4 protein-coding genes are annotated in these 5,365 nt (G+C 35.8%); all 4 read right to left on the bottom strand.

Annotated features, from left to right (window positions below):
* Positions 1–95: 95 nt before the first annotated feature.
* The 4 genes from ACIQ2X_RS13445 to ACIQ2X_RS13430 all read right to left on the bottom strand — a co-directional run bounded on the left by ACIQ2X_RS13445 (position 96) and on the right by ACIQ2X_RS13430 (position 5,255).
* Positions 96–1,091 carry a glycosyltransferase family protein gene (locus ACIQ2X_RS13445; RefSeq protein WP_396179445.1) on the bottom strand — a complete coding sequence of 332 codons (996 nt, stop codon included), beginning with the start codon at positions 1,089–1,091 and terminating at the stop codon, positions 96–98.
* Positions 1,092–1,116: 25 nt separating this feature from the next.
* On the bottom strand, positions 1,117–1,935 hold the full coding sequence (locus tag ACIQ2X_RS13440; RefSeq protein ID WP_396179444.1) for a UDP-2,3-diacylglucosamine diphosphatase: 819 nt from the start codon (positions 1,933–1,935) through the stop codon (positions 1,117–1,119).
* Between the two features lie 137 nt (positions 1,936–2,072).
* Positions 2,073–2,459: a RidA family protein gene (locus ACIQ2X_RS13435; RefSeq protein ID WP_396179443.1), complete on the bottom strand. Its 387-nt coding sequence runs from the start codon at positions 2,457–2,459 to the stop codon at positions 2,073–2,075.
* Positions 2,460–2,477: 18 nt separating this feature from the next.
* Complete coding sequence (locus ACIQ2X_RS13430) at positions 2,478–5,255, bottom strand: putative LPS assembly protein LptD (RefSeq protein WP_396179442.1); 2,778 nt, start codon at positions 5,253–5,255, stop codon at positions 2,478–2,480.
* Positions 5,256–5,365 lie beyond the last annotated feature (110 nt).

Genomic DNA, 5,365 nt, shown 5'->3' with positions numbered 1-5,365 from the left:
TTACTAGATTGAGTATATTTTGACCTTTAAAATTATCCATAATTCAGTATTTAAAGGAACTAATATACGGAATTTAACTTAATAACTCAATTCAATTATTTTCTTTTTGGATAGGTGTCAAACAAATACTGCAATGTTTTTTTAATATCATTCGCTTTGATTGTTGGATTATTTGACGTAGCATTCAACCACTTTTCCACAATCAATTCAAATTCATTTCCTACTTCATAAATTACTTGAACACCCATTTTTTCTAGAGCTGCTGCGTTACAAAGCTGTTCGTAGTGATTTAAAATCGGAATGCTGAGCACTTTTTTATTCAAGTACAAAGCCTCTGAGGGTGTTTCAAATCCTCCACCAGTTATAATACCGTGACAAGAAATCAAACTTTCATTAAAATATTTCTGATTGACGGGAAAATACGTGATGTTTCCGCTTATGTACTTCTCCGTAATTTCACTCAAAAACCAATGAAATGCGACATCTGGAAGTTTCTTGAACGCTTTTTCCAAACAATCTTTATCAAATGAAGGCAAATATACTGTTATGTGTTGCATGTCTTTTGGCGTGGCATTTATAATTTCCTCCTTGATAATCGGTGGATGAATAAACGAATCGTAGGATTCAAAATGCAAACCAATATGTTTGGTCGAGGGAGCATAATGTTTGAAAATAGTTTCTCCAAGAAACGATTTTTTACTCGGTCTAGGTGTTTGATTAGAAATAAAACTCGCTTGATGTCCAAATTGTACCGAATCTACTTTTTGTAATTTACAAGCCAAAGCCGTGATAGAGTCGAAATCATTAATAATTACATCGTAATGCTTGAGCGGTAAGGCTTTTGCATCTTTATACATTTGTATCGGTTTGATGTTTTTTGCAATTGCGGTATAGTCCAATCCACCGCATTTGCTGTAAAGTAAACTGCAACCTTTACTCTTAAATTTGACGGGTAGATCAACAGGTAGGGTTGCATTGTTTCCGCTTAAAAAGAAGTCTACATCTCCAAATTTTTGAAGATAAGGATGCAACTGAATGGCTCTACTGATGTGACCATTTCCAGTGGCTTGAATTGCATAAAATATTTTCATAATTTTTTTTGAAAGTGTAGCCGAATTATTCCGACATAATTTTGGTTAGAATATCGTTAGGAGTTTCAATATCAGTTGTTTCTATATCTAAGAATTCGGATTTTTGATAGTGGTAGATGCTCCATTTCTTTTTATTGTATTCCAAAGCCGTAAGGTTTTCGACCCAGTCGCCACTGTTTAAATACAAAACTTTACCGTTTTCGTTTTGAATTTCTTTCATTTGGGGTTTATGAATATGCCCACAAACGACATAACTGTACTTTTTTTCAATAGCAATTTCGGCAGCGGTGGTTTCAAAGTTGGAAACAAAAGCAACGGCTTTTTTTACGCTGTTTTTGATCATTTTAGAAAAACTTCTTTTTTCTTTTCCTAAAAGAACGCGAATCCAATTGATCAAACTATTGATTAAGATTAGTAAATCGTATCCTTTACCACCCAGCTTTGCCAAAATTTTTGCATAACCTTTGGTAGAAGAATCGAATACATCGCCATGAAAAATCCAAGTTTTTTTTCCGTCCAAATCCAAAATTAGTTTGTCGACCAATTCAAAATTTCCCAGAATTAAATCCGAATATTTTCGTAAAGTTTCGTCGTGGTTTCCGGTAATATAAATCACTCGCGTTCCCTGATTGGACATTTTTAGAATTTGTCGCAATACGTTCATGTGGGAAGCGGGAAAGTAATTTTTGCTAAAACTCCACATGTCGACGATATCTCCATTCAAAACGAGCGTTTTTGGACGAATGGATTTTAGATAATTTACCAACTCTTTGGCTTGGCAACCATACGTTCCTAGGTGTACATCACTTATTACAACCAAAGGAATTTCCCTCTTTTTTTTCAAAATAAGTTTTTACAAACATATAAAGGCCATGTTAAAGGAATGTTTGGACAGTATTATTAAAATGAGTACAAAAGAACAGTAACTCATTTTCTTTAATAACGTTCTGAAAAACAATAATTTAAAAAAAATAGATTTACTTATTCCTCTATAACTGCAATCATCGAAATTTCGATATTCACATTTTTTGGCAAACAAGCCACTTGAACTGTTTCGCGAGCGGGAGCTGTTTTTTCGTCGAAATAGGTTTCGTACACGCCATTGATTTTGCTGAAATCATTCATATTGCTGATAAAAATGGTACTTTTTACTACATTTTCAAACGTCATTCCTGCAGCTTCAAGTACAGCTTGCATATTTTTCATAACTTGTTTGGTCTCAATTTCAATGGTTTCCATGACCAACTCCATCGTATCGGGATGCAGCGCGATTTGACCTGAAGTGTAAAGAGTGTTACCCATTAAAACGGCTTGATTGTAAGGCCCGATTGGTGCGGGTGCTTTGTCGGTATAAATTATTTTCTTCATATGTAATTTTATTTATAATTATCGAATCACACGATTAGGCTGTGTTCTTTTGTCCCACTTGATATCGCTCAGCATTCCAGATTTGATTCCAATAAAGAACCCCCAAGAGGACGCTTCTCCCAACGGAACCCAATTAAAATCCATTCGCCAGCTCAATAAGTCGCGTTCAAAGCGTAATTGTGTAAATGTAACACCGTTTTGAACAAAATCATAACCCGTTGAAACGCCAATTTTCCACTTCGGACTGATGTCTAAATTCCCTGAAATCATAATGGAATTTCCAATGATCTCATTCTCACGATTATTATTCCCGTAGGTCAACGAATAAGCAAAGGTTAAGTCCCAAGGAATATCGGTTTTAAAAAACTCCGTCGAACCTTCATTTTTGTTTTCATCGTCAAAAACGCCTTCGCGACGTTCGCCAAAATCGACATTGGTTCCAAATAAATCATCTTCACGACCGCCATTTCGAGCGCCTTGGTCTTTTTTGCTTTCGGGTTTGTCTTTTCCGGTACTGGTTATGGAATAATTAACGGTCATGTTGGCACTCGTCATTCGAAACAAACTACCGCCGTTATCAATATTGTATTTTTCAATTCGTCTTCCTGTATTGTCAATAGCCATTGGGTCTAAAGTCGCACCAAAATTAACATTCATCTTGTCTTTAAATAATAAGGTACCACCTGTGACACGAACAGGCGACCAAGCGAGTGAATCTGCCGCAATGTTATAACTCGTTGAAAAATTAAAATTGTTCAAGAGCATCACTTTCTTGGGTTTCATGTCGGTAGAGTCTTTGCTTGTCACTTTTGCTTCGAAAGTGTTACTCAATGAAAAACCAATATTGTTGGAATTATTCAATCCGGGTGCGCCAAAAATTCCTCCTTCAAATCGGGTGTATTCATTTTGCATTCTACCGCTTGCATCAAGAGCGTAGGTATCGTAATATTTTTCAAAGCTGGGTGTATAGCTGTACGAAACAGAAGGTCGCATTACGTGTCTGATGGCCTGAATTTTTTTGGTTTCACCAAAATCAAAAGTTCCATATATAGTTGTACCAATACTGCTTGAAAAAGAATACGTTCGGAACGCATCAAATTTTTCTACTTCGCGATCCACAACGCTTCCTATATCTTGATCAAAATTCCGACGAAGTGTTTTTAAATACCAAACCTCATTATAGTTCATACCTGCCGAAACGCTGAAATGCTTGAATACTTTAAAGTTGGTATTTAGAGGAATCGAATGTTGGAAACCCACTTTAGCATCTCTAAACATTTCGGGCTTGAAAAAGAGTGAATCGGTAGTTCGTATTTGGTTTTCGCCTCTCAAATTGTATTGCAAGTTGATGTTTTTAATCAATCCTTTCTTAGGTTGGTCCTCCGAAGCAAAAGGAAAAACACGATCCACACTGAGTTGCAAGGTTGGCAAAGTCATATTAATAGCCTGTGTTTGCGTATTCTGCGAATGATTGGCCGTTAACGAAAGATTGACCGAAGGAACCGTGTTAAATGTTTTAGAATATGAAATTGAAGAGCTCAAAGTATTGTTCAAACGGGAGCCGACATTGACTTGATTTAAAGAGTTTTGAAAATACGTACTGCTTCCCAAATTGACTGATGCTGAAAATCGGGAATTGGGATTGGACTTAGTGTCCTGTGAGTGATTCCATTGAATATTGTAAATAGTACTCTTAGAATAATCAGGAAAACCTCGTTCGCTATTGATTTGATTTTCAAATCGAATATTTACATTTCCGCTAAACTGGTAGCGTATGGCATAACTTGAATCAAAACGCAAGGCATAACTTCCGTTGGTGTAATAATCTCCCAGGAAAGTAAGGTCGTAATTGTCGCTTAAAGCAAAGTAATAACCACCGTTTTGTAAGGAATATCCTTGTTGTCGCGTATCGTTAAAAGTAGGTAAAATAATTCCAGACTGACTGGTTTCGGTCATTGGAAAAAATGCAAACGGAAGACCGATAGGGGTGGGAACATCAGCAATATACATATTGGTAGGACCTACAACCACTTTTTTCTTCGGAACAAATTTAGCGGTTCGAGCTAAAAAATAATATTCAGGATCGTCGATATCTTCGGCGGTCGTAAATTTTACATTTTCCATAAAATACACCGAGTCATTTTCCTTTTTGGCTTTCTCGGCAATAAAATTAAGTTCGCCTTGTTTGCTTCGCGAATTCCAAATCAATACTTTTTTAGTCTTGAAGTTAAACCTGATCGAATCGGGCTCGATAACATTGGAACCTTGCTTAAAAACGGGGCGTTGCGAGAAAGTACCTGTTGAATCCTTAATTCTACCGGCATAAACTTCGTTTTTGGCATAATCCATTACAATTATTCCCGCTTTCAATTCAACGTCGAGGTAGTACAATTCTGCTTGATTAAACAGCGTCACTAATTTTTTCTTTTGGTCGATTCGCTCATAATCTATTGCTTTACGCCGCACAATTCCGTCGAGAACTGGTTTTTTCTTTATTATGGTGTCGGTTTTGATACTGTCTGCTTTCTGTTCAGGAATCGGTAGCACCTTCAGATTTAAGCTATCAGGAGTAACTTGTTTAATTTCAGGGATGGCAACCTCTAGTTTTTTTGGAATTTCTTGCGAATAAACTTTTGAAGTCCCAAGTGTTAAGAAAATTGATAATAAAACGATATGAAATAAGTTTGTATGCAAAGGTTTAAATGCTATTTTTGTAAAAATATGGCTTGCTATTTGAGGTGTCAAACTTACTATAAATTTTTCATCAAAATAAGCGTTTTTGTAAATTATAACCATAGTGTTTTTATTTAAATTAACTTTTTCAACCAACATGAACAAACTCGGAAACTATAAATCACTTACAATCATAGCATTATTGCTATTTTCTACGCTCAATTTTGCACAAA

This window comes from Flavobacterium sp., assembly GCF_044368625.1.
In the GTDB taxonomy this organism is placed as follows: Bacteria; Bacteroidota; Bacteroidia; order Flavobacteriales; family Flavobacteriaceae; genus Flavobacterium.
The sequence above is the reverse complement of the archived record's forward strand: the minus strand, read 5'-3'. Positions and strand labels throughout refer to the sequence as shown.

Excerpts from the sequence above, each read along its gene's own strand:
- ACIQ2X_RS13435 (WP_396179443.1), bottom strand. The coding sequence starts at position 2,459 with ATGAAGAAAATAATTTATACCGACAAAGCACCCGCACCAATCGGGCCT.
- ACIQ2X_RS13430 (WP_396179442.1), bottom strand. The coding sequence starts at position 5,255 with ATGGTTATAATTTACAAAAACGCTTATTTTGATGAAAAATTTATAGTA.
- ACIQ2X_RS13445 (WP_396179445.1), bottom strand. The coding sequence starts at position 1,091 with ATGAAAATATTTTATGCAATTCAAGCCACTGGAAATGGTCACATCAGT.